This is a genomic window from Streptomyces sp. NPDC050439 (assembly GCF_040655335.1).
Classification (GTDB): Bacteria; Actinomycetota; Actinomycetes; order Streptomycetales; family Streptomycetaceae; genus Streptomyces.
In genome coordinates, this window is record NZ_JBFAJT010000008.1 from 139199 (window position 1) to 161130 (window position 21932).

The following is a 21932-nucleotide window of genomic DNA, read 5'->3' on the forward strand; positions in this document are numbered from 1 at the left end:
CGCGTATGGGCCTCTGGGGAATCCGCAACATCCGCCACACCGCAACATTGCTGGTCAGCGGGGGTAGATCTGTGGCGGATCTGTTTCTGTTGCGGATAGGTGCCGCGAGACGCGGGGCCTCGCGGCACCTACGAAGTGGGGGCTGGTCAGCCGACGCTGCGAAGGGGTCGTGTGTCGGATTCCGCGAACATGTGGCGGGTCTCAGACGGGCTTTCCGCCACAGATTCACCCACGCTGACCTGCGATGTTGCGGCTGTGGCGGACGTTGCGGACTTTCCAGGGTCCGGGGGGCAGTAACGGGTCCACGCGTCGCTCAGGTCGTCGGCGTAGTAGCCCTTGGGGGTGCCGCTGCCGACCCGAATCCCGCGGGGCTTGATCGGTGTGTTGTCGGGTCGCACGTACTGACTCAGAAGCTTGGACAGCCGTCGTGCGGTGAGCGGCTTGACGCTGTGCCCGTCCTCGCTCATGTCGTCCCACGGGGCGTCATCAAGCTTGAGGAGGACTTCGAGGATGGCGGCGGTGGGCATCCGGTCGACGCCGCAGAACACGCGATCGCGCAGGTCGGTCAACAGCCGCACCCCGAAGGAGGCTTCGTCGCCAGCGCTCGCGGCCTTGATGAGCGCGAGGCAGGCGGCGCGGCCCCGCTCGGGCCACTCCCCGCCGGCCGCATCCGCGACCGCGAGCAGCGGCTCCCAAACGTCCGCGGGACGGTCGACGACGCCCTCGGGCATCTCCGGCCATGCCTCAGCCACCTGGTCATGCAGGGTGGCGGTCCAGTCGGCGAGTTGGTCACGCAGGGCGTGCCCCTGCTTCTCGTGGACGCGCCGGCGGTAGGGCTCACAGGTCTCGTTGGGGGCCTTCTTGCGCATCCGGATGATGACGGAGCGGGTCAGGATCGTGTCCGGCAGCGAGCCGAGACCAGCCATGGCGACCGCGCAGAACGAGGGGAAGAACCCTGCCTTCTGGTCGGAGCCGTCCCCGATGCAGCGCAGGGATTTCGCGCCGCGCCGGTAGCCAGAGTTGAGGAACCCGCGGACCTCTTCGTTCCCGCCGGCCTTGGGGCCGAAGACGGTGTCGATCTCGTCGAAGAGGAGCGTGGGCGTGCCTTCGTCGGCGGAGACGAGGCGGAACAGCGCGTTGGCGGAGGCGTTGACGGTGGTCGCCGCGCGCGGCGTGAGCGTTTCGATGATCTCCAGGGCCCGGGACTTACCGGAGCCCGGCTCAGGGCTCAGGAAGGCGATGCGGGCGGTGCCATCGAGCGCGTCCATCAGGTGCGCGTGCGCGTCCCACAGCGCCACGGCGACGTACGCGTGTTCGGTGGGGAAGACGTTGAAGCGTCGGTGGAACGCTTCGACTTCATCGAGCAGGGCTGCTCCGTCGATGGGCGGCGCGGTCTCGGGGGTGGTGGTCATGCGGCGTTCCTCCCTTCCTGGGGGGTGCGGAGCGGGCATTGGTCGCGGTGTGCGGTGTGGTCGTCGATCAGGGCGAGCACCTTGCGCCGTCCCACGGCGCTGCGGTCCCGGCCGCACAAGCACGTGGAGGTGGCGGTGGGGGTGGCGCCGCGGGGTGCGCGGATGTGGAGCCAGGCCACGGGATAGCGGCCGTCACCGGCAGGCGGGCTGCTGGGGTGCTGTTCGAGGGGACGGGCTGAAAGGACGCCCTGACGGGCGACGTCCTTTCGGCCGCCCTCCCGATCCGGGTGTTCGGTGCGGTCGGCGGAGTTGGGCCGGGGCGGTGTGCTGGGGAGGCTTTTCAGGTCCGGGCGGGGTGCGGTGGTCATGCGGCCTCCCGCGGGCGGGCGGTGCGGATGGACCAGTTCAGGGCACTGCGGATGGTGGCGGTGCACTCGGGTGCGGGCAGGCCGGCCGCCTCCCCGGCCGCCTGAAAAGCCTCCTCCACCACGTGGCGGGGGATCTCGCCCCAGGCGACGAAGCGCCCCAGCGCGCGGGCGCCCGCCAATAGCCGCTGATTGCGGCCCCCTTCACCCGCCCCTGCGACCTGTGCGGCCTCCCGCTCCAGGGCGACGCTCGCGCGGCGACTTCCCATGCCGGGCATGAGCAGGGGCGCCAGACGCACTGCGCCCGATGCGGCGGGCGGGGCCTGGAGGAGTGTGTGCAGCCAGTCGGGCAGCACCGCGGCCGGGCGATCAATGTCGACCGTGTATGCGCCCTGCGGGGTGTGGCTTCCGGCGGCGACGATGTTGCCGCCCCAGGCGCGGGTGTCGATGCGATTGGCGAGGGTTCCCGCCGTGCTCGGAAGGTGATGGGCGGTGTGGAAGTACAGGTGGAGGCCGCCGCTGGGGGTCCGCACCGTGTAGGTGGCGGGCCATGGGGCGCCGGCGCGCTCGCAGAGCGCTTGGAAGTTCGTCGCGCCGCAAGGCGCGTCCGCACTGTCTTTCCCTTTGGGGATGTCGAGATCGACGACGACCAGTTGAGAGGGGCCGGTGGCGATGCCGACGTTGAATGCCCCGGTTGCCCAGGTGCGCTCGATGCGCTCGGGGTCGGTAGTGGCGCGTTGCTCCCACTTCGCGTGGCCACGTGTGCAGGGGCCGCGGCCGGTGCAGGCGTGTTCGCCGTGTAGCGCGGAGCCCTTGGCGCCGGGCCGTAAGGGGTGGACGTGCCAACCGCGCTGTGCAGCATCGAGCGCCGCGCGCAGCAGCGCGGTTCGTGCGTCATGCGTCATGCTGGAAACCTCCGCAGGTCTGTTGAGGACTGGAGACAAGGGCGGCCCCGCGACTTTGGCGAGACGAGGGGGCCGCCCTTGGCGCACCTAGAACGGGGGCTTCTCGCTGAACTGCGAGTCGGCCGATGCGCCATCGGTGGACCATGCGTTGTCGGATGCGTTCGCGGCGGCGGCCGGCTTGGCGTTGATGGCGATGGTGGTGAAGCGCAGGGATGCGCCGATCTCGTCGACCTCCAGCGCGAGCATCGAGCGGTTCTCGCCCTCGGGGGTCTGCCAGTTGTGTTGGCGGATGCGGCCGAAGGCCACCACGCGGGAGCCCTTGGTCAGCGATTCGGCGACGTGTTCGGCCAGGGAGCGCCAGGCGGCGCAGCGGAAGAACGTGGACGTGCCGTCCTTCCACTGGTTCGACTCGCGGTCGAAGACGCGCGGCGTGGAGGCGATGGTGAACTTCGCCAGCGCGGCCCCGGACGGGGTGAACTTGATCTCGGGGTCGGCGGTCAGGTTTCCGATCACAGTGATCGGGGTCTCTCCGGATGACATGCGGATTCCTCTCAACGTGCGGTTACGGGGTAGCCGTTGGTGATGGACAGATGGACTGTGGCCAAGCTCGTGCCCGCGGAGTGGTGGGCTCGGCGCTGGGTGCGCTGGACGGTCGTGATCACCGTCTGGGTGGTGCTCTACGGAGCGCTGGCGATGTTCTGGCGCTTTGTCCTGGACCGCTCCTGGGCGGATGCGCTCGTACTCGCCGTCGTGACGGCGGTGTGCAACGCGGCCATCCAGTGGTGGCTTTCGCGCACCCGACAGCCGGCATCGCACCGCCCTGAGTGAGCTTCAGCTCGGGTGGCGGTCGCTGTCGGCGGTGCGGATGACGGCGAAGGTGTCGTGGATGGCGTCGTAGTGGACGTGGACCGGGCCGGGGGCGCTCGCTCGCTCCTGTGTGGCGCGGTGTGCGGCGACCAACGAGGCACGCGGGTTGCCGGCCGGGTAGGCGTCGATGCGGGTGGGGTGGTGTCCGGTGCAGTCGCGACAGGTCATGGCGCTGCCCTTTCAGAGGTCAGCCGTGGAAGTGGTTGCGCTTGATGACGGCCTTGCGGATGTTGACCGTCGTCCCGCCACCAGATCGGCTCGTGCCGAGGATCTGGACGGCGATCCAGCCGCCCAAGATGACAGCGGCCAGGATGATGAGCTGCTGGACGAAGGCAGCGAGTGCGGCGATGAACCCGGTGAGCAGGAGCAGGCCGCCGCAGACGCCGGCGAACCCGATCCCTCCGAGCGCGATGTTCACCGCGGTCCGGCTCACCGCCGGTCGCGCGAGCGGGGCGGGCGCGGGCGGCGCGGCGGGGGTGAGGGTGTAGCCGGTGGCGACCCGCCCGTCGGGCAGGACGATCGACTGCACCGCGGGCACGCTGCCCGGCTGCACGGGGGCCAGCGGCGCCGCCTGCGGGAGGGCGGGTGTGATCGGTATGGGGTGGTGGACTTCGACGGCCGCGGGCCGTTCGGGGTGGGCCATGACCTCTCCTCCGGTATGCCCGCGGGCCCGCACCGGGAGGGGGCGGGCCCGCAGGGGTGAAGCGTCAGGGGCGGGTGTCAGGGGGTGTCACGGCGCGCTGTCAGAGGGCGTGACACGTGCGCCTGCCTAGGGGTTTGGGTGTCAGGGCGCCGTGACGGTGTCAGGCGGTGTCAGGTGTCAGGCGGCCGTCAGGGTCGGCTCGGGGTCGGGGACGATCCGCCACCGGCCGGTCTTGCTCGTCGGCTCCAGACGGCCCTCGATGGCGGCCTCCTTGAGGCGCTCGGAGACCCACGGGCGGGAGAGGCGGTGGGCGTCGCACCAGTCGATGAAGTCCTTGGGGCCCACGACCATGCGGCCCTGCGACTCGAACTGCGCGAGCGCCTGGGCGAACAGGCGCCGGGCCTCCTCCGGGGTGGGCTTGCGGCCCTGCTCCTGCCCGAACATCGGCTCCTCGTCGCCCGGCTGGTTGTCGGGGAGCGCTTGCTCGGGGTCGATGTGCTCGTCCTCGGGGTCCACGTCGGGCCCCTGCTCGTCGTCCACCTCGTCCTCCTGCGGCAGGTCGTCGGTCGGGCTGTCGGGCCGGGTGCGGTCGGTGTAGGCCCGTCCGGCGACGCCGGCCGCCGCGGACGCGGTGACGACGTCCATCGGCATGCGGTGGCCGGCGAACTCGCGGGCCACCCATTCCAGCGTCACGGGGTCGTTGCGGAAGGTGCGGGCCGGGTTGGCGTACAGCTCCTCCTCGATGCCGGCGGCGACCAGGTAGCAGTAGCCGGGGCGGCGGTTCTTCCACGCGCCGGGGTTGGCGCCCGCATCGAGCACGTCTTCGGGGAGGGCGAAGCCGGCGTCCCGCTCGTCCACGCCGAAGCACAGCGAGGACGGCAGCGAGGCGCGGGTGTCGGTGCTGATCTGGTAGCCGCTGGCTCGCTGCATCGAGATGACCAGCGAGATCCCCGCGGAGCGGGCTTCTTGGGCGATCGTGGTGAACACGTCGTCGTCCAGCCGCGCGAGGGTGTTGGCGGCCTCCTCGAACCACGAGATCAGGTAGGGCATGCCGGCGCAGCCGCAGGCGGCGTTGTCCTTGCGGCAGGAGTGCGCCGGATCGCTCTGCCGCTGGGCGGCCTCCCGGCACCAGGAGCGGTAGCCGTGCGCCCCGAGCCAGGCGGTGCGGGCGGGGATGGCGGCCTTGACCGCCTCAATCATGATCTCGGTGTCCTCGGGGGTGGTGGCCACCCAGTCGCAGGCCGGGAACACCTCTCCCAGGTCCTGGCCCTTCTTCACGTGGTCGGAGAGCCACACCGCCACGTCCGAGCGGGTCAGGACCTCCGCGAGGATGTCCAGCGCCCCTTCGGTCTTGCCCGCACCGGTCACGCCCATGATGAGCAGGTGGATGGCCTGGGGCAGCGTGAGCAGGAGCAGGGCGCCGTCGTCGTAGACGCCGATGACCAGCGGCTCGGCGATCGATCCGCCCGGCCTGGACGGGCCGGGATACCAGGTGACCTGCTTGAGCATGTCCTCGGGGACGATGACCAGTTCACCGCGGCGCGCGGAGTCGGGATCGGGCCGGTAGCGGACCGCGTTGGGCGGCACGTCCAGCGCGCCGGCGAGCTTGGGCAGCGCCTTGGCCATGTCCTCGTTGGTGGCCTCCCCTGCGGGCAGGGAGTAGGGCGCGGTGACCCGGTTGGGCTCCACCTTGGCCGCACCCAGCTTGGTGCGGGCCAGACCGACCTTCTCCAGCAGGCCCGCGTCCGTGCCGTCGCCCGATCCTTCGGGGTTGTGGCGCATCAGCATGCGCACATTCCAGGAGAGCGCGACCGCGGGGCCGCCCATCAGGTAGAGGTCATCGAGCGGTCCGGCGGTGGGGCCGGCCAGGCAGGCGGCGGTCAGCCACGCGGAGCCGAGTGCGGTCGTCATCGCGCTGTGCAGGCGGCGCTGTTTGCTGGTGGTCTTGCCGATGACGTAGGCGCCGCCGGACAGCGCCACCGAGGTGAGGGTCAGCCCGACCGCGGCCGGTGTGCTCTCCGCCCAGCGCAGGTGTCCCAGGACGCCGGCCACGCCGACGCCGGCCGTGCCGAGCCATGGCGGGATGTGCGGCTTGGCGCGGTGCAGCAGGTAGGCGCCCACGCTGCCGCTTTCGGGGTTGCCGCGCTGGGTCTCCATCAGCTGCAGGAGTTGGTGCTGCTCGTCATCCAGACGCTTCATCATGGCCCACGCTCCTTACTGGTCGGCCCAGTTCATGACCGGTGCCTGGGGGCGGCGGGCACGGTGGCGGACCCGGTTGATCTCCTCCTCGAACTCCTGCTGGAAGGCGGAGTATGCGGCGGCTGCGTTCTTGGCGGCGCTCTTGAGGTTGTCGGCGGCCTTGTTGACCTTGCGGGCCACCTTCGCCGCGCGGATTCGCGAGCCGAACGCACGGCCCTCCGGGTCGGGCACCTGCGCCAGGGTGGCCTTGAGGATCTCGGCGCCCATGGACACCTCGATGGACATCGTCACGGCCGCCGCTCGCAGGGTGTTGCAGTAGTTGCGCACCATGGCGGGCGAACCGAAGTCCGGCGAGGGCAGCAGGGACCCGTTGGAGCGGCTGCGGTTGCGGCTGACGTTCTTGGTGTTGTTCACGGTGACGTTGATCGGCGGGACGAAGCTGCCGCCCATGGCGCCCATGAAGCCGCCGGCCGCGGCGCCCGCGTTGGCGAACTTGTTGCCCTTGTCGCCCGCGCTGCCGTTGGTGGTGGCGTGCGGCGGCCGGTAAGGCTGCTGGGCCTGCTGACGCCGGAAGTTGTGGGGCCGGCTGGTGCTCCTGTTGCCTGCCATCAGGCGATCTCCTCAGGTCAGTGCGAGCGGCGGACGATGAGCCAGGTGCTCTGAGCGGCGATCCAGGTGAGCAGCCAGATCAGATCCAGCGGGCCCGCCAGCGGCCCGAAAGCCGCGGCGAGCGACACCCACGCGGTGGCGGCGGTGGCCAGCAGGACCAGGCCGATGCGCCAGCCCAGAACGCTGCGATCGGCGGCCGGGCGGCGGCGCTGGGTGAGCGCGAGCCAGACCAGCGGACCGGCGCCCAGCGGGGCGAGCAGCAGGCCCGACCACCACGCCAGCACGTGCAACACCGCCGTGACCGGCAGTGCCAGCACGGCAAGGCCAAGCGGGGCGAGCGCGCGGCGGTGCTCCCACAGCAGCCGCCCCAGGAAGCCAGCAGCCTCGCGGGAGAGGGACGGACGGTCGGGCACGACCACGATGAACGGCTGAGAGCGGCGCCGGCCACGCTGGCGCGGGATACGCACGGTGGTAGCGCCGGCGGGCACCTTCGCGGTGCGGGTGCGGGTACGACTGGACACAGCGGAACTCCTCAGGAGAGGGAAGCGGATGGGGTGCTGTGCAGGTCAGATCAGAGGTCGAACAGGCCGCCCTGGCCTGCCGGTGCGGCAGGCCGTTGCTTCTCTGCCAGCCGCCGGGCGGCGGTGTGGCAGTCGGGGCACCAGGCCCGCAACTCCCCAGCCGGCAGCGAGGCCGCGGCCACAGGGGAGGTGAGCGGGTCGGCGGGTGCGGCCATCAGGCGCACCAGGCGGCCGTGCTTGCTGGTGTGGTGGTCGTGCTCATGGGGGCAGCGGCCCGCCGATTTGCGGTGCGGCTGGCCGCATGCGCCTTCGCACTGGCAGCGCCCCTCGGCGGCGGCCATCACGGTGCGGAACAGTGCGGCTGCCGCGATGGGTTCGCTCATGCCGCCCGCTCCTCTCCCGTTCCGCGGCACGACCACGGGGAGCAGCCCAGGGCGGCGCCCTCTTCGGCCGCGGTGTCGGCTGCGTTCTCGAAGAGGTCGCCCTGGCGGTCACTCCATTCGCCGCGGGTGACGCGGTCGATGGGTGCCTGGTCCAGCGGCAGCAGACTGCGGTGCAGGTACGGCTTGGCCTTGATCCCGCGGTGCGGGATCTGTCGCAGCCGGTGGTCGAAGTCGACCGCGTCGGCCCACTCTTCGGGGTAGTCGTCGCGCAGCTCGCGCCAGGCCCGGTTGCCGTGGAAGGGGCAGCCGATACACGCGGACTTCGGTGTCTGCCCCCAGCCGTGGGCGCGCAGGTAGCGCACGCAGTCGGTGCGGGTCCAGCCCTCCCGCCCGTCGGCGGCGCCGTCCAGGTCGAGCAGCGGGAAGACGTTGCGCAGGTAGCGGACCGGGGCGTCCTTGGCCCGCTCGAACTCATCCCGGCTGATCCCGATCGCCTGCTCCACGATCACGCCGGCCGGAACCGGGGTGGGGTGCGGGCAGCCCAGCAGGCCGCGGATGGCGGTCTTGATGGGCTTGACCTTGTACTCCTCCGTGCACTGCCGGCGGACCGGGGCTGCCCGGTCACCGGAGCGGTCCGCGACGAAGACCGGCATCCGTACCCACGAACCCGGATCGAGCGAGTCGGCCCGCAGGTCGCCGGTGGTCCGGGTCGGGCCGTCCGTGGTGTCCACCTGCACGCGGTAGAGCGGGATCCCCGCCGGGCGGGCGACCTCCCGCTCCAGCCGGTCGAGGTGGGCATACACGCGGGCGGGCTCCCACCCGGTGTCCGCGAAGATCGCCGCATCCGGCCTGGGCAACCGCCCCTCGGCGGCCAGCAGGAGCAGGGTCGTGGACTGCACGCCGGCGCCCAGCGACAGCACGCGTAAGCGCGGGGTCTGTGAGGTCGTCATCAGTGTTCCTCTCAACCAGCGATCGCGGTGGGGAAGTGGGCCAGGCGCGGCTCGCGGGCCTTGACCCGGCTGCGTGCCGTGCGGGCGGTCGACTCCGAGGACCCCAGCCCTGCCGCGGCCATGGCCTGCGTCATGCGGGCGGTGTTCGGCTGCGTGAAGTCCGTCCCGTACAGAGCGCGCACCAGCTGATCCACCCGGTTCGGGTAGATCACCGGGGCGCACACGTCGACGGCCGTCGACACCGCAGCGACCGCAGCCGAAGAGGTGCTGACGGGCGTCGAAGCCTCCCCGCTGATGCACTCCGAAGCCGGGAGTTCCGGCGCCGGATCGACCGCGGGGCGGGAGGTGGCGGGCTGCGCGCCCGCGGGGCGGTCGACGCGCACCGTGACGGGCGTCGACGGGGCTTCGACGCCCGTCATCGCGTGGCGGGCCAGGTAGGCGTGCACCTGCCGCATCAGCGCACCGAACGCCAGGAGCGCGGCCACCGGAGGCACCGCGGCCACCACGTAGTTGAGGACGTCGGCGTCCTGGCCGACGCCGGCCACGTTCAGCGCGATGGAGGCTCCGTCGCCCGCGGTGACCAGGCCGATTGCCCACCAGTCGACCCGGTGGGCCAGCGAGGCACGCAGGATCAGTAGTTCGCCGATCACGATGAACAGATCCACGGTCGCCGGCCAGGCCCAGGAGCGGGCCACCGCGTCGGCCATGCCGTGCCGGGCGGCGACCTCCTGCAAATGCTCGTAGGAGAGCCAGAACGCGGCGGCGGTGAGTACCACCGTGAGCACCCCGGCAACCGCCGTGATCACACCGTCCACATGGACGGGGCTCGACGCGGGGTCGACGCCCGTCGACCGCGCTCCGACGCGCGCTGCCTCACTCATGCGGCAACCGCCAGGCCCTGCGCGCCGCACACGGCCGACCGGCGCCCCTGGCGGCTCCGGCGGGGCCGCGGGGCCCGCTTGGGCAGGTCGCTCACCCGCAGCAGCTCACGGGCGTACGCGGCCGCCACCGGGTCCGCCTCCCGCAACTCCGCGAGCACCTCGTGCGCCACATCCAGGCGTGCCGCACGCTCCGGCCCGGACTCCGCGGCCGTGCCTACGAACAGCTCCACGTCGATCCCCGCCGAACGCTCGGCCAGGCCCAACGCCAACTCCGCGAACTCCTTCGCGGTAACAGCAACATGACCAGCAACGATGCACTTCATGGGTCGTGTCTCCTTAGAGGGTGCAACGGCCCGAACAGCGCCCCCGGAGTAGCCGCTCCGGGGGCGCCCGCCGTTGAGAGAAGAAGCCGCCGTGACGGCGGCGCAGCCGTCAGCGCGACGGCCACCGAGCCCCGACCGGGAGTCGAACCCGACCGGGGCGATGAAGAGTTGGGGCACGGCTTCACCGGCCACCGTTGCCACGGAGACCGGTCCCGAGCCGCAAGATCGGGCGCGTCATCGTCACTGCTCTGACGCCAGCAGGGCGGCACGCACCAGGTGGCACACCTCGGGCCGACCTCCAGTAGGCGAGGAAGGGTCCTGAGGGGCGTTCTCCAGAGCTGGCACGCGGGACAGGACACGTTCACCTGCCGCAAAGGGGCCGCCGGACGACATCACCCGGTCGTCACGGGGACAGGGACTCTCACCCCGTCGACTTGGCACGCTGTTCAGTTCTCAAGCAACGCATTCGCTTCCTTCGAGGCAACCCGCCTGATACGGACCCCTCCGGGCGTTGGTGCAGGTCAAGCAGTCATGCATCCACGACTCACTTCTATGCGAGTCATGTAGTACATGTCTCTCACCGTGACAGATCAGTTCCGCGTCGTCAACCTTCGGATTGCTTGATGCCGGAACTGCCGCCCTCGATCAGCGACATGACCAGCTTGGCAACGAAGTACCGGACGTTGGACTCCGTGCATGTACGACTTGCATCCGACTCGCTAGGGTCGAAGTCGTCCCAGAACGTCCCAGACGGGGGAGGTCGTATGGCGAACGAGAGGCTCCGCGGGGCGATCGTGGAGAGTGGCCTCAAGTTGGAGCAGGTGGCGGCACGTATCGGGGTCTCCCCCAAGACCGTGGACCGCTGGATCTCCGAACCAAACCGCAAGCCCTACAGGCGATTTCAGTACGCGGTCGCCTCGATGCTCCAGCGCGAAGTCTCGTACCTCTGGCCGGACGAGCGGACCTCTGAGGAGGTCACCGCCTCCAGCGACTCGGAGGTGATGAAGCTCTACCCTCATCGCTCCGTCGTTCCGCCAGACACCTGGACGAAGCTGTACGCCGACGCGACAACGCACTTCGACGTGCTGGTCTACTCGGGATTCTGGCTAACCGAGGACGCACGGTTCCACCGGCTCGTACGAGAGAAGTCGGCCGCCGGCGTGCCCGTACGGTTCATGCTCGGCGACCCCGATAGCGCGGCCGTGGCCGTCCGCGGCGACGATGAGGGCATCGGAGCAGCCATGGCAGGCAAAATCCGCAACGCTCTCATGAATTACGCGCCGCTCTTCCGGCTTCCGAATGTGGAGTTCAGGCTCCACGACACGACTCTCTACAACTCCATCTACCGGGCAGACAACCAGCTGTTAGCAAACGGGCACGTCTACGGCGTAGGCGCTTACATGGCGCCCGTACTCCACCTTCAGCGCATCCCCGGCGGCGAACTCTTCGACACGTATACAGAGAGCGTGGAACGCGTGTGGGAAGCCGCACGACGGATCACATCGCCAACCGACCACGAAGGCGCCACAGCATGAGTCGTACCGATCACTTCCGTGACCCGAATGCCCCCGCAGCCAACTCAGTCGTTCCGTCCGTCACTGCGGTGGTCCGCAACGCGCAGGGAAACGTTCTGCTCATCCACAAGACCGACAACGGACTGTGGGCACTTCCCGGTGGCGGCCACGACGTCGGGGAGAGCGTGGAGCAGACAGTCGTACGCGAGGTGGCCGAAGAGACCGGAATTGCTGTCCTCGTGGAGGACATCGTGGGTCTCTACACCGACCCACAACACGTCATCGCCTACGACGATGGCGAAGTCCGCCAGCAGTTCTCAATCTGCTTCCACGCCCGCCCTGTCGGCGGCAGTCTCCGCACTAGCTCCGAATCCAAAGAGGTCCGCTGGGTCTCCCCCGCGGACCTCGACACGTTGGACATTCACCCGTCCATGCGACTCCGGATCACCCACGGCCTCGACGACTCGCGGACCGCTCCCTACATCGGCTGATTCGCCTGCTCCGCAGACGAAAGACGCCCCTCCACGCGATGCACTGCCGCGTGAATCTCGGGGGCGGCGCGCTGAATGAAACGACCCACGATCGTGTCCGGCCCGTAGCGCCCTACGATCTCGGCAACCCGAGCGTCGGACGTCGTGTGACCACCGTCCGGTGTGGTCGTCATGTCGCAGAAGATCAGCGCGTCCACCAGAGACGGGCGCTCCAGCTCGAACTCGCCCTCCAGCTCCCCACGGAGCCCGCGCTCCTCCGCCTCCAGCAGAGCGCACGAGTGGTGCGCCACGAGGCAGACGACTCGCTCATCCACGCCTTCCTGGTCGCGGAGGAAGCGTGCACCATCGAGCGGGTGGAAGCCGGTGGAAGCTATCTGCGGCGAGTATCCGATGTCGTGGAGGACTGCCGCGGACTCCATCAGGGCTGCGTCATCACCCAGGATCGACTGAAGGGAACGCGCCCGCTCAGCAACTCCGAGGGAGTGCGACCAGCGCCGCGGCAGCGGTTCGGACAGAAGCGATTCGGCGAGACCGTAGGCGCGCTCAGTGAGATCCATGGGGCCCAAGGCTACGAGGCTTCCTGCCCCGTCGGGAGAGCGCGAACCTGCCGCCGGCGGTTCGGGCCCATCTCGATGAGGCCCCGCCCCTCCAGCAGCGCAAGAGCGGAACGCACTGCCGTACGGGACACCCCGAACTCGTCGCACAGCTCCTTCTCGGAGGGGAAGGGGTCGCCCACTTCGACACCCTCGCGCCGGAGGAGGTCCGTCACCTTCTCCACGAGCGGTCGGCGGTCACCAGTACCTGTCACGAACCAGCCGGCGCCCTGAACGGGCTCGATGACCCCGTCAGCCTTCAACGTCTTGAGTGCGCGGCCGATCGTGGAGCGGCCTACACCAAAGGTGCGCATCAACTCCGCTTCGGAAGGCAGCGCATCACTGAGCTTGCCTTTCTCGATCGACTGTCGCAGCGACTCCGAGATCTGCAAGTACGTACCTCGCGGACTGACCTGCGGCACACAACCTCCCCTTCGTCAGCTTCGGCAATGGTCCTCCGTTGCGGCGGGACCATCCCCCAGCTTCCCATGCGGCGCCCGCACAGGGAGTGGGCCCGGTAGCAGCCCGGTCCTGCCAAAGCAGCACGAGCGCCGCTTCACGTCACCCACTAATTTGGCGGCCCTTGCACGCCGCCCCTTTCGTTAGATGGATCACCAGGTCTTCCCGAAGCTAATTTACGCGCCGAATTCAACTGCTGTTCAATCACCTTGATAGAACGAGAACCAGCCCCCTCGATCCTGGCATGATCTGCGAGTACTCGCTCAAGGAGGCAGACTGCATCTCGCCCTCTACCTGCCAATGAAAGGGCTTTGGCCAGTTTCCGACGCACTGCGCGGGCTTCTCGATGGTCGGATCCGAGCATCCTCTCATGACTCGCAAGTATAGACTCATATATAACAATAGCACTATCGGCCTCGCCGGAACGGGCGTAGCTATCCGCCAGGATTAGACGCGACGCAATTGCTTTCTTACTTTCATATCCAGCCTCTTCCTCCCGTTTCCGCAGGACGAAACGCTGGACCTCGAGGCCCTTTTTGGCATTACCATCCTTGATATAGGCAGCCGCAAGCCTCTCCCTAGCATGCAAAACGGCTTCACCCTTCATTCCTCTTGCCTTTCGTGCACGTTTTACAACTTCTTCGAGGAATATCACCTCCTGTCCATAGTTGCCCATCGACTGGTGTATCTGTGAAATCCGTTGCAGGTCAGAAATTACTTCCCGGCTGTTCACTCCGCACGCGTGCTCATGATCCGCTAACATCACATTTACAATTTCTAACGCCCGACCCCAATCTTTCGCGGCCACGCAGGAGTTCGCCAAACTTTTCCGAGCGGCAACAGTGTCAGGGTGAGTAGCCCCTAAGACTCGCTCCCTACGACTGACCAGCTCCTCAAGCAGATCCACAGCTCTATTCGGTTCTCCGAGGGCATGATAGGAGTCAACTAGACTATTGCGGGCAGCCCCTAGCTCCGGGTTAGCAAACACCAGTGGAGCAAGGATTTCTACTGAACGTCCATGTTCTCCTGCAGCCAGATAGGCGTTCGCGAGGGCGTTGATTCTGGAAACCGTTTCAGAGCTATTCGGACCAAGCAAAGAAACGGCATCCTCAACCAGCGACTCCAAATTCTCGATGATCTTTGCCAGCCCTCCTACCTTCTGGTAGGAACCGGCGATTTTAATACGCAATTGAAGCACCTGAAGAGAATTCGGCACGCCATTAAGGCTTTCTAAAGCCTGCTCCAGTAGTTCGACTGCACCCTCTGCATTTCCCGAGGCATTCATTAGCTCGACAAGATAGGCGCACGTAAACAACGTGTCCTGATGGTCCGCTCCGAGAACACGAATCCGCGCGTCGTACACTGTCCGCAGCATCTGGAATGCCGCTTCATGCTGACCATCCGCCGCGTACGAATATGCAAGGTTGTATTTTGAAGTGAGAGTGGCCCTACTGTCGCTGCCCAGAACTCTCTCACGGTCGGAAACCACACGGCTGAGGATCTCTATAGCCTTCCTTGGCTGCCCGAGATTGCGGAACGAATTTCCCAGCGTATTACGTGATGCAAGAGTGTCGGGGTGATCCGGTCCGAGCAATTCCTCTCGACCGTTTGCCACCTCTTGTAGTTTCTTATTGGCGAGCTCTCCATCACCGTGCCCAAGATACGAATTCGCCAAGTTGTTTTTCGTGGCTAGGGTGGCGGGATGCCTGGGGCCGAGGAGCCGCTCCCTATCAATCAAGACCCTCTCGTGTATTTCGATGGCTTCTTTATGCATTCTTGCCATGGCGTAAGTATTAGCCAGGTTATTACGCATGGAAAGTGTCTTCAGGTGCGAGTCGCCGTAAAGCGCTTCGGCCACATCGACAGACATTGCAGCTTTAGCAAGCGCGGCCGTCTGCTGGCTCTGCCCACTTAAGAACCTTGCATACTCGTGAAGTACATCAAGGATTTCTTGGCAGTACAGGTCGGGTGTTGTTAGGGAGATGAGAGCCTCTGCATGCGGTGCTAGTTCATGCCATCGTGACCAGCCAGTTACATTGCCCACAGGATCGATCGGAAAGGCGCTCTTTAGCATCTGGGCAGACCGGCGATATAGGCTCTCATCGCCAGCATTAGCAATATCCCTCTCTGACGTACGAGCGATGGCTTGGACCAACCTGTGCATACTTATGGATTCAGCGTCCATAGTAATCATGCTGTACGCGTTGAGAAGGCCCAGAGCTTCCGCAGTGGACAGCGGATCCTGTTGAAATTCAAGGACCAGATCGCGTGGAATATTCTCTGGGGCAAACCACGCCATAAGTCCAAGTATTCGGACAGCAAGTCGGCTGGATTCCGCGATCCTCTCTAAAGTTAAGCTCCATACCCGAGCAACGGTTCTTTCATTCTCACCGCCACCAGCCGGAGTGGCAAACATCCGAGAGGGGTAATTTCGTAGAAGATCTAAATAGCGTTCACTACTTAAAGCGTTCTGGTGGATATAAGCGGCCGCCTGCTCCACTGCCAGGGGGAGGTACCCGAGTTCTGCAACCAGACTATCTACTGATGATCGCGCGCCCGTTGCGTCTTCTCCGGTGATCGCCAGCAGAAGATCACTGGCCGCTTCGGGCGGTAGTACATCAAGGCGTAAGGGCCTCGTAGCGAGTTGATGCCATCCGGTGGCAAGCCTCGTCGTAATTAGATGGTGCCCGTTTCGGAGGCGTCCTATAACGGGGGCAAGATCGCGCGGATCACTAGCATTATCAAATATCAACAGCCAATTAGAATGCGCTTGGAGCCACCCAAGCGCCCACTCGTAGTTCGAATCCCCTGTCAATGCGGCGGCTGCTAGATGGGGGTTGAGCTGTGTGGCTAAGGATCCAAGACTAGCCGTGATGGTGTCGAAGTTGTCCGCAGGGATCCACCAAACTATTGAATAGTCCGCGTGTCGTTGGTGGGCATACTGCAACGCTAAGGCACTTTTACCCACGCCGCCCAAACCATGGACAGCCTGGGTTATAACTCCCGTGCCAGATCTCAGTGATGCATCGAGGCGCGAAATCTCTTCTGCGCGGCCAACGAAGCGAGGGTTCGCAGGCTGAGGCAGGTTACTAAGTCCACGAGGTGCCCTAACGTCAGAAGGGTTAGGAAGCGCATTTGCCTGAAGTACCGTCGTGACAACGGCATCCCCGTGGATATTATTTGCCGCTAGACTGTGTGATCCTGCTGCCCTAATCTGGTATTGGCGTTCCATCCGTCGGTCGCTCCTCGCGGCTTCTACGACTGCGGCTTACGCGGCGTGTCCCCAGTGTGAGCACCCCCATAGATGGTGTGCGCCGCGATTGACCGTTCGCCATAAGCAGTGATTTTTACACTCGCGGCCTGAACCATCGCCGTCACATCGCTCAGCAGCACCGCATCATCGCTAAGCACCTTGCGTATTTGCATTCGGAGTGCCGCCTCCGCGTCGCTATCTCCGGGATTTTCTGCCAAGTCCTCCACTGCTGCGACCAGGGTGGGCTCCTCGTCCCTACTACGCATCACGCGCCGCAGGAGACGCTGTCCCAGGGCCACCGTGGCATCAGCGGTGGCTTCTTGCGTTCGGCTCAGCACCGCACCTCCGTACGCCGCTACCGCGGCGGCGACGTACGGCGTAATTTCGGCGGAGGCTGTGAGTGCGTCCATGCATTCGCCTCTCGGGATCTTCAGAAGAGAGTGGCATTCACCCCTAGCTGTAAGGCTAGTCGCTACTTTGACACCCGAGGGGCGGAAGGCTTTCTTCCGGTGACTACACGGTGAGGGGCGACGATGCCGCTTCGCGGTACCCGTCCAAGCGCAGGTCAGCACGATGATGGGGCGGAAGCGCCCATCTCTCTTCTAAGCGCTTGGCCGCAGGTTCGAGTCCTGCCGGGGGCGCTTCATGACGATCCCTGTTCGGCCCTCCCCTTGGGAGGGCCTTTTTGCTGGGCGGGGGTAGTTGTTCGCTCGTTCGTAGGCGTGGCGGTGGGGTGGGGTGTTTTGGGATGGTTTTGGGGCGTGTGGGCGGTTCATGATCATGGGGGATTTCTCCGCGCCGGGGGATCTCTCGTCTGATCTGGAGGTCGCCGTGTTTCTCGTCATCGCCGTCGCCGTGCTGGCCCTGCTCGCGGGGCTGGCTGCCAATCGGTGGTTGCGGCCTCGGTTGATGGGTGATGACGATGCCGGGATGGCCGTCAAGGATCTTGTCGGGCCGTTGCTGACGCTGACCGTCCTTCTCCTGGCCTTCGTGCTGGTCACCGCTTCCGGCTCCTACGGGAAGGCCGAGGTCGCCTCCCGCGGTGAGGCCCGCGCGCTCGACCAGCTCACCGAGATCGCCGAGTACGCGCCCGCCGCGGAACTGCAGCGCATCCAGGCGGACGCCGTCTGCTACGCGCGCGCCGTCCGCAAGCAGGAGTGGCCCGCCATGGCCGACGGCAAGGGGTCCGCCGCGCCCAGCACGTGGTCCACCGACGTCCGCCACTCCTTCCGCGCCCTGGAGGGCAAGCCCGTCTTCGGCATGCTGGTCGCCGCCGACAACAAGCGGTCCGACGAACGCGAGGAACGCCTCACCCAGGCCACCGCGAGCATCCCCAGTGCCATCTTCTGGTTCCTGCTCGCCACCCTCACCATCACCGTCGTGGCGCTCGCCGTGTGTCTGCCCCGCAGGAACAACCGGGGGCAGCTCATCGTGCTCACCGTGATCACCGCGCTCCTGACGGCCACGCTGTGCATCATCCGTGACGTCGACCGGCCCTTCGGCGGCATCATCGACGTCAAGCCCACCGCGATCACCGAGGTCGAACGGCAGGCCACCCGCGACTTCCTGGCCCGGCACGACGTCGCCGACCTGCCCTGCGACTCCGACGGCAACCGGCGTCCCGCGTGAACGGGACTCGTGAACGGGACTCATACCGGCAGGCGTAGCTCCCCGTACGCCCCCGGCGGGACCGTGGGGTTCTTCGGGATGGTGGCGCGCACGCGCGCGTAGTTCGTGCCTGGGGTCGGGCGGGGGTCCTGGTCGCCCTTGTTGGGCCAGTGCGCCATGGCCCGTTCCGCCTGTGCCGTGATCGTCAGGGATGGGTTCACGCCCAAGTTTGCGGAGATCGCCGAGCCGTCGACCACGGAGATCCCCGGGTGGCCGTAGAGGCGGTGGTAGGGGTCGATCACTCCTTCGTCCGGCGACGCCCCGATCGGGCAGCCGCCCAGGAAATGTGCCGTGAGCGGCTTGTTGAGGAGCTCGCCCAGGTTCGTCCCCGCGAAGCCGTTGATGCGCTCGGCCACCAGGCCGGCCGCCTCCCAGCCCTCCGCGATGTGCACGGGGTTGGGCGCGCCGTGCCCCTGTTCGGCCGTCAGCAGGCGGCGGCGTCCCAGGCGTGTGGTGAGGGAGTTGTCGTGGGTCTGCATGACGAGGCCGATGATCGTGCGCTCCGACCAGCGGTGCGTCGACGCGACGCGCGCCACGAGCACGGGGTGGGTGAGGAAGGCGAGTACGGCGGCCAGCGGCTTGGGGAGGTTCCGGCTGTACTGCGGGACGCAGATCAGCGCCATCAGGTTGGAGCCCTTGCCGTAGCGGACGTTCTCGATGTGGGTGGTGGGGTTCGGGTGGATCGACGAGGTGATGGCGACGCCTCGCGTGAAGTCCAGGGGACGGTCGGCGCCGTGTTTCTTGCGGTAGCGGCGTGGGAAGGTCACCGCGCCCACCAGGGCCTCGGAGTTGGTGCGGGTGAGCCGGCCGAGACGGTCGGAGAGGCGCGGCAGCAGTCCCTCGTCCTTCATCCGGTGCAGGAGCGTCTGGGTGCCGTACGTGCCCGCCGCGAGGACGACGTGGCGGACTCGCAGGACGGTGCGGCCGCCCCTCCGTCGCCTGCCCGTGGGCACGGTCACCACCTCGTGGCCCCCCGACGCCTCCCGCACCGACACCACCGTCGTCATCGCGCGGATCTCCGCGCCCGCCCGCTCGGCCAGGTACAGGTAGTTCTCGGTGAGCGTGTTCTTCGCGCCGACCTTGCAGCCCGTCATGCACGATCCGCACTCGGTGCAGGCCGCCCGCGCAGGGCCTGCACCGCCGAAGTACGGATCGGGAACTTCCGTGCGCGTCCCGGCCGTTGAAGGACTGGAGCCGGTGGCGCCGCCGGTACCGCCACTGACCCCGGCAGCCCCACAGCCACCCGCGTCCGCCCCGTCGCCGAAGAACACGCCCACAGGCGTCAGCCGGAAGGTGTCCGCCACGCCCATCCGGTCCGCCGCGGCCCGCAGGTGCTCGTCCGCCTCGGTCGTCGTCGGGTTCTGGCGTACGCCGAGCATGCGCCGGGCCTGGTCGTAGTACGGGGCGAGTTCCGCCTGCCAGTCGGTGATGCCCGCCCACTGCTTGTCCCGGAAGAAGGCGGGCGGCGGTACGTAGAGGGTGTTCGCGTAGTTCAGTGAGCCGCCGCCCACGCCGGCGCCCGCGAGGACCATGACGTTGCGAAGGAGGTGGATGCGCTGCAGGCCGTAGAGACCGAGGGCCGGGGCCCAGAGGTAGTTCCGCAGGTCCCAGGAGTGCCGGGGCAGTGAATCGCGGGTGAAGCGGCGCCCCGCCTCCAGGACGCCGACCCGATACCCCTTCTCGGTCAGGCGCAGGGCGGCCACCGAACCGCCGAAACCCGAGCCGACCACCAGTACGTCGAAGTCGTAGGCCCCGCCAGGCTCGCCGCTCACCGTGCGGACTCGGCGGACTCGCCGGCGGACTCGCCGTACAGCGCCTCGATCTCGTCCTCGTACGCCGCCGCCACCGCATGCCGTTTGATCTTCAGGGAGGGGGTGAGCAGGCCGTTGTCCTCGGTGAACTCGCCCTCGACCAGGGAGAACCTGCGGATCGACTCCGCCCGCGACACCGCCTCGTTGGCGTAGTCCACGGCCTTCTGGATCTCCGCGATCATCTTCGGGTCCCGGCACAGGTCCGCGAGCGGGGTGTCCTTCGGGCGCTTGCGCACCGCGAGCCAGTGCTCGACGGCCTCCGGGTCCAGCGTGATGAGCGCGGCCACGTACGAACGGTTGTCGCCGACGACGATGCACTGCCCGACCGGCGCCCTGCTGCGGAGCCGGTCCTCCAGGATCGCCGGGGAGACGTTCTTGCCCCCGGACGTGACGATGATGTCCTTCTTGCGGCCGGTGATCGTGAGATAGCCGTCGCCGTCGAGCGCGCCCAGGTCACCGGTGGCGAACCACTCGTCCCGCAGCACGGCATCCGTCGCCGCCGGGTTGTTCCAGTACGACCCGAAGACGATGCCGCCCTTGATGAGCACCTCGCCGTCGTCCGCGATGCGTATGGCGGTGCCGGGCACCGGAAGGCCCACCGTGCCGGGGCGGGGCTTGAGCGGCGGCGTGATGGTCGCGGCGGCGGTGGTCTCCGTCAGGCCGTATCCCTCGTAGATGATGATTCCGGCGGCGTAGAAGAAGAGGTTCAGGCGCCGGTCGAGGGGCGAGCCGCCGCTGATGGCGTAGCGCAGCCTGCCGCCGACCTCCTTGCGGATGCGGCGGTAGACGAGCAGTTCGTACAGCGCCCAGCCGAGGTAGAGCCCGAGGGAGGGGCCGGGGGCGCGCGTGCCTTTCCCCTTCCCCTGGCCCTCGCCCTTTCCCGCGTCGAGGAACTTGTTCAGGTACGCCTCGCCGAACCGCACCGCGATCCCCTCGGCCCGGTCGAAGGACGCGCCGCGCCCGATCTTCTCCGCGGTCGCGCGCCCCGTGTCGTGGATCTTCTCGAAGAGGTACGGGACGCCGACGACGAACGTCGGCCTGAACGAGCGCAGTTCGGGGCGCAGTTCGTCCGGCTTGATGCTCGGGCAGTGGCCGAGTTCGATGCGGGCGAGCATGCAGGCGATCTGGATGGTGCGGCCCAGGATGTGGGCGAGCGGCAGGAAGAGGAGCGTGGAGGCGACCTGGCCCGTGATCTCCTTGAAGATGGGATGCAGCAGGTCGACGGTGTTCGCGGCCTCGGCGTGCAAGTTGGCGTGGGTCAGGACGCAGCCCTTGGGCTTGCCGGTCGTGCCGGACGTGTAGCAGATGGTGGCGATCGAGTCCGGGGTGAGGGCGGACCTGCGCTTGGTCACTTCCTCGTCCGACAACTCCGCGCCCAGGTCCGCCAGTTCGCGCAGGGCCCCGTCGTCGACGCAGAGGAGGCGCGGCGGCTCGGCGAGTCCCCCGACCGCCGTCTCGGCCGTCGCGACGTTATCCGCCGTCTCCGCGATCAGCAGCGTCGCGCCGGAGTCCCGCACGATCCACTCGATCTGTTCCGCCGCCGATGTGGCGTACACGGGCACGGTCTGCCCGCCCGCCGCCCAGATCGCGAAGTCCAGTACGGCCCACTCGTAGCGCGTACGGGACATCAGCGCGACCCGGCCGCCCGGCTGGAGCCCGGCCGCGATCAACCCCTTCGCCGTGACGGTGACTTCCTGCGCGAAGGCCGCCGCGGTGACCGGACGCCACTGGTCGCCCTGCTTGCGGCGCAGCACGACCGCGCCGGGCGCCTCGGCGGCGTTGGTGAAGGGGATGTCGGCGGTGCTGCCCGCGGTGGGCTTCGCCGCGAGCGGGGCGGTACGCGCCTCGCGCACAGTGCCGTGCTCGTCCCGGACGATCGCCACCGTGGCGCGCTCCGCGAGGCCGCGGTGGCGTTGCGCCCGTTTCAGATCCTTGCGTACGCCCATGACGACTCCCGGCTCCCGGCTACCAACTGACGTGCCTATCAAGTGACAACTGACGTGCAGAGGTCGTGCAGAGGTGATGCGGTGCGTACTTACTGGGAGGTCAACTTACCGACGCGTAGGGAAAGTTCAATGGGTTGGG

At 67.5% G+C, this 21932-nt stretch carries 23 protein-coding genes; 4 read left to right on the plus strand and 19 right to left on the minus strand.

The annotated features are described in order from the left end of the window. Positions 1-146: 146 nt before the first annotated feature. From AB0I66_RS30950 to ssb, 4 genes are all read right to left on the minus strand, one after another. A complete protein-coding gene (locus tag AB0I66_RS30950; protein ID WP_363211266.1) occupies positions 147-1412 on the minus strand; it encodes a DUF3631 domain-containing protein in 1266 nt (421 codons plus the stop codon). Beyond that, entirely contained in the window at positions 1409-1780 is a 372-nt protein-coding gene (locus AB0I66_RS30955) for a hypothetical protein (RefSeq protein WP_363211267.1), read from the minus strand. The genes AB0I66_RS30950 and AB0I66_RS30955 overlap by 4 nt, the downstream gene beginning before the upstream one ends. Beyond that, entirely contained in the window at positions 1777-2682 is a 906-nt protein-coding gene (locus AB0I66_RS30960; protein WP_363211268.1) for a bifunctional DNA primase/polymerase, read from the minus strand. Before AB0I66_RS30960 ends, AB0I66_RS30955 begins: the two co-directional genes overlap by 4 nt. Before the next feature lie 87 nt (positions 2683-2769). Next, positions 2770-3222 (minus strand): single-stranded DNA-binding protein, encoded by a 453-nt coding sequence (gene ssb, locus AB0I66_RS30965; protein WP_363211269.1) that lies wholly within the window; start codon positions 3220-3222, stop codon positions 2770-2772. Between the two features lie 42 nt (positions 3223-3264). Here ssb and AB0I66_RS30970 point away from each other — a divergent pair, with 42 nt between their 5' ends. Next, the gene (locus AB0I66_RS30970) at positions 3265-3510 is read left to right on the plus strand and encodes a hypothetical protein (protein WP_363211270.1); all 246 of its coding nucleotides are present in this window, start codon (positions 3265-3267) and stop codon (positions 3508-3510) included. A 3-nt stretch (positions 3511-3513) separates the two neighbouring features. Here AB0I66_RS30970 and AB0I66_RS30975 read toward each other — a convergent pair whose 3' ends face one another. From AB0I66_RS30975 to AB0I66_RS31015, 9 genes are all read right to left on the minus strand, one after another. Next, entirely contained in the window at positions 3514-3717 is a 204-nt protein-coding gene (locus AB0I66_RS30975; protein WP_363211271.1) for a hypothetical protein, read from the minus strand. 19 nt (positions 3718-3736) lie between these two features. Beyond that, entirely contained in the window at positions 3737-4192 is a 456-nt protein-coding gene (locus AB0I66_RS30980; protein WP_363211272.1) for a hypothetical protein, read from the minus strand. Positions 4193-4369: 177 nt separating this feature from the next. Then, positions 4370-6349 carry a plasmid transfer protein TraB gene (gene traB, locus AB0I66_RS30985; protein WP_363211555.1) on the minus strand — a complete coding sequence of 660 codons (1980 nt, stop codon included), beginning with the start codon at positions 6347-6349 and terminating at the stop codon, positions 4370-4372. Positions 6350-6406: 57 nt separating this feature from the next. Further along, positions 6407-7000, minus strand: coding sequence for a plasmid transfer protein TraA (gene traA / locus AB0I66_RS30990; protein WP_363211273.1), 594 nt, complete (start codon positions 6998-7000; stop codon positions 6407-6409). A gap of 17 nt (positions 7001-7017) precedes the next feature. Then, entirely contained in the window at positions 7018-7521 is a 504-nt protein-coding gene (locus tag AB0I66_RS30995) for a hypothetical protein (protein WP_363211274.1), read from the minus strand. A 50-nt stretch (positions 7522-7571) separates the two neighbouring features. Continuing rightward, complete coding sequence (locus AB0I66_RS31000; RefSeq protein ID WP_363211275.1) at positions 7572-7904, minus strand: hypothetical protein; 333 nt, start codon at positions 7902-7904, stop codon at positions 7572-7574. Then, positions 7901-8854 (minus strand): hypothetical protein, encoded by a 954-nt coding sequence (locus AB0I66_RS31005; protein ID WP_363211276.1) that lies wholly within the window; start codon positions 8852-8854, stop codon positions 7901-7903. The genes AB0I66_RS31000 and AB0I66_RS31005 overlap by 4 nt, the downstream gene beginning before the upstream one ends. A gap of 11 nt (positions 8855-8865) precedes the next feature. After that, entirely contained in the window at positions 8866-9735 is an 870-nt protein-coding gene (locus tag AB0I66_RS31010; protein ID WP_363211277.1) for a DUF2637 domain-containing protein, read from the minus strand. Continuing rightward, positions 9732-10058, minus strand: coding sequence for a hypothetical protein (locus tag AB0I66_RS31015; protein WP_363211278.1), 327 nt, complete (start codon positions 10056-10058; stop codon positions 9732-9734). The genes AB0I66_RS31010 and AB0I66_RS31015 overlap by 4 nt, the downstream gene beginning before the upstream one ends. A 764-nt stretch (positions 10059-10822) precedes the next feature. On the opposite strand from AB0I66_RS31015, the gene AB0I66_RS31020 reads away from it, so the two are divergent. Continuing rightward, positions 10823-11593: a helix-turn-helix transcriptional regulator gene (locus tag AB0I66_RS31020; RefSeq protein ID WP_363211279.1), complete on the plus strand. Its 771-nt coding sequence runs from the start codon at positions 10823-10825 to the stop codon at positions 11591-11593. Then, on the plus strand, positions 11590-12063 hold the full coding sequence (locus AB0I66_RS31025) for an NUDIX domain-containing protein (RefSeq protein ID WP_363211280.1): 474 nt from the start codon (positions 11590-11592) through the stop codon (positions 12061-12063). Before AB0I66_RS31020 ends, AB0I66_RS31025 begins: the two co-directional genes overlap by 4 nt. Here the strand turns inward: AB0I66_RS31025 and AB0I66_RS31030 are convergent. The 4 genes from AB0I66_RS31030 to AB0I66_RS31045 all read right to left on the minus strand — a co-directional run bounded on the left by AB0I66_RS31030 (position 12051) and on the right by AB0I66_RS31045 (position 16778). Then, positions 12051-12620 carry an HD domain-containing protein gene (locus AB0I66_RS31030; protein ID WP_363211281.1) on the minus strand — a complete coding sequence of 190 codons (570 nt, stop codon included), beginning with the start codon at positions 12618-12620 and terminating at the stop codon, positions 12051-12053. The two genes, AB0I66_RS31025 and AB0I66_RS31030, sit on opposite strands and share 13 nt — an antisense overlap. A gap of 11 nt (positions 12621-12631) precedes the next feature. Then, entirely contained in the window at positions 12632-13078 is a 447-nt protein-coding gene (locus AB0I66_RS31035; RefSeq protein WP_363211282.1) for a GntR family transcriptional regulator, read from the minus strand. A gap of 146 nt (positions 13079-13224) precedes the next feature. Next, entirely contained in the window at positions 13225-15414 is a 2190-nt protein-coding gene (locus AB0I66_RS31040; RefSeq protein ID WP_363211283.1) for a tetratricopeptide repeat protein, read from the minus strand. 956 nt (positions 15415-16370) lie between these two features. Next, positions 16371-16778, minus strand: coding sequence for a hypothetical protein (locus AB0I66_RS31045; protein WP_363211284.1), 408 nt, complete (start codon positions 16776-16778; stop codon positions 16371-16373). Positions 16779-17148: 370 nt separating this feature from the next. Between AB0I66_RS31045 and AB0I66_RS31050 the strand changes: the two genes are divergently transcribed. Beyond that, on the plus strand, positions 17149-17997 hold the full coding sequence (locus AB0I66_RS31050; protein WP_363211285.1) for a hypothetical protein: 849 nt from the start codon (positions 17149-17151) through the stop codon (positions 17995-17997). A 20-nt stretch (positions 17998-18017) separates the two neighbouring features. Here AB0I66_RS31050 and AB0I66_RS31055 read toward each other — a convergent pair whose 3' ends face one another. After that, positions 18018-19808, minus strand: coding sequence for a GMC family oxidoreductase (locus tag AB0I66_RS31055; RefSeq protein WP_363211286.1), 1791 nt, complete (start codon positions 19806-19808; stop codon positions 18018-18020). Further along, the gene (locus AB0I66_RS31060) at positions 19805-21793 is read right to left on the minus strand and encodes an AMP-dependent synthetase/ligase (RefSeq protein ID WP_363211287.1); all 1989 of its coding nucleotides are present in this window, start codon (positions 21791-21793) and stop codon (positions 19805-19807) included. The genes AB0I66_RS31055 and AB0I66_RS31060 overlap by 4 nt, the downstream gene beginning before the upstream one ends. Positions 21794-21932 lie beyond the last annotated feature (139 nt).

Bases quoted from the DNA above. Each gene is read 5' to 3' on its own strand.
- AB0I66_RS30970 (WP_363211270.1), top strand. From the start codon at position 3,265: ATGGACAGATGGACTGTGGCCAAGCTCGTGCCCGCGGAGTGGTGGGCT.
- AB0I66_RS30950 (WP_363211266.1), bottom strand. From the start codon at position 1,412: ATGACCACCACCCCCGAGACCGCGCCGCCCATCGACGGAGCAGCCCTG.
- AB0I66_RS31030 (WP_363211281.1), bottom strand. From the start codon at position 12,620: ATGGATCTCACTGAGCGCGCCTACGGTCTCGCCGAATCGCTTCTGTCC.
- AB0I66_RS31040 (WP_363211283.1), bottom strand. From the start codon at position 15,414: ATGGCGTGGTTTGCCCCAGAGAATATTCCACGCGATCTGGTCCTTGAA.
- AB0I66_RS30975 (WP_363211271.1), bottom strand. From the start codon at position 3,717: ATGACCTGTCGCGACTGCACCGGACACCACCCCACCCGCATCGACGCC.
- AB0I66_RS31000 (WP_363211275.1), bottom strand. From the start codon at position 7,904: ATGAGCGAACCCATCGCGGCAGCCGCACTGTTCCGCACCGTGATGGCC.
- AB0I66_RS30955 (WP_363211267.1), bottom strand. From the start codon at position 1,780: ATGACCACCGCACCCCGCCCGGACCTGAAAAGCCTCCCCAGCACACCG.
- AB0I66_RS30960 (WP_363211268.1), bottom strand. From the start codon at position 2,682: ATGACGCATGACGCACGAACCGCGCTGCTGCGCGCGGCGCTCGATGCT.
- traA (WP_363211273.1), bottom strand. From the start codon at position 7,000: ATGGCAGGCAACAGGAGCACCAGCCGGCCCCACAACTTCCGGCGTCAG.
- traB (WP_363211555.1), bottom strand. From the start codon at position 6,349: ATGGAGACCCAGCGCGGCAACCCCGAAAGCGGCAGCGTGGGCGCCTAC.
- AB0I66_RS31045 (WP_363211284.1), bottom strand. From the start codon at position 16,778: ATGGACGCACTCACAGCCTCCGCCGAAATTACGCCGTACGTCGCCGCC.
- AB0I66_RS31010 (WP_363211277.1), bottom strand. From the start codon at position 9,735: ATGAGTGAGGCAGCGCGCGTCGGAGCGCGGTCGACGGGCGTCGACCCC.
- AB0I66_RS31005 (WP_363211276.1), bottom strand. From the start codon at position 8,854: ATGACGACCTCACAGACCCCGCGCTTACGCGTGCTGTCGCTGGGCGCC.
- AB0I66_RS31060 (WP_363211287.1), bottom strand. From the start codon at position 21,793: ATGGGCGTACGCAAGGATCTGAAACGGGCGCAACGCCACCGCGGCCTC.
- AB0I66_RS31020 (WP_363211279.1), top strand. From the start codon at position 10,823: ATGGCGAACGAGAGGCTCCGCGGGGCGATCGTGGAGAGTGGCCTCAAG.
- AB0I66_RS30980 (WP_363211272.1), bottom strand. From the start codon at position 4,192: ATGGCCCACCCCGAACGGCCCGCGGCCGTCGAAGTCCACCACCCCATA.
- AB0I66_RS31025 (WP_363211280.1), top strand. From the start codon at position 11,590: ATGAGTCGTACCGATCACTTCCGTGACCCGAATGCCCCCGCAGCCAAC.
- AB0I66_RS31050 (WP_363211285.1), top strand. From the start codon at position 17,149: ATGGGGGATTTCTCCGCGCCGGGGGATCTCTCGTCTGATCTGGAGGTC.
- AB0I66_RS31015 (WP_363211278.1), bottom strand. From the start codon at position 10,058: ATGAAGTGCATCGTTGCTGGTCATGTTGCTGTTACCGCGAAGGAGTTC.
- ssb (WP_363211269.1), bottom strand. From the start codon at position 3,222: ATGTCATCCGGAGAGACCCCGATCACTGTGATCGGAAACCTGACCGCC.